The 582-nt window shown below is 29.7% G+C and carries 2 protein-coding genes; both read left to right on the top strand.

From position 1 onward, the window contains the following. Position 1 precedes the first annotated feature (1 nt). Positions 2-160, top strand: coding sequence for a CAP domain-containing protein (locus G3997_RS11530; protein WP_296649299.1), 159 nt, complete (start codon positions 2-4; stop codon positions 158-160). A gap of 81 nt (positions 161-241) precedes the next feature. Further along, a partial coding sequence (locus G3997_RS03140) for a transposase (protein ID WP_296647979.1) occupies positions 242-582 on the top strand: 341 nt, incomplete at its 3' end.

The raw sequence follows: 582 nt of genomic DNA, 5'->3' as shown, positions 1-582 counted from the left end.
AATGGGTCAAAGAACTCCAAAAGAAGTTGTTAATGCTTGGATGAATTCAAAAGGGCATAGAGAAAATATATTAAATCCTAACTTTACAACTTTAGGTGTAGGTATAGCTAAAGATTCTAATGGTTCTATATACTGGACACAAATGTTTATAGGAAAATAAGGGTCTGTAAAATAAAGTGTGTATTCTTCCAAAAAGTGCGATAATTAAATTAGATTATCCGAAGGAAGGTGCACACTTTTTATGTTAAACAAAAGTGAAATTTTAAAGAAACTTATACAAGAATATGATGTTAAAACAACAAGAGATGTACAAGAAATGTTAAAAGATTTATTTGCAGAAACAATTCAAGAAATGTTAGAAGCGGAGCTTGATGAACACCTAGGATATGACAGGTATGATAATCAAAATAAAAATACTACAAACTCAAGAAATGGACATAGGAATAAGAAAGTTCGATCTGATTTTGGAGAGGTTGGTATAAGTATTCCAAGAGATAGACAAGGTAGTTTTGAACCAAGAATTATTAAAAATTATGAAAATGATATATCTGGTATAGAAGAACAAATCATAGCGTTAGATCG

It is taken from the genome of Romboutsia sp. 13368, from assembly GCF_018336475.1.
Classification (GTDB): Bacteria; Bacillota; Clostridia; order Peptostreptococcales; family Peptostreptococcaceae; genus Romboutsia.
The sequence above is the reverse complement of the archived record's forward strand: the minus strand, read 5'-3'. Positions and strand labels throughout refer to the sequence as shown.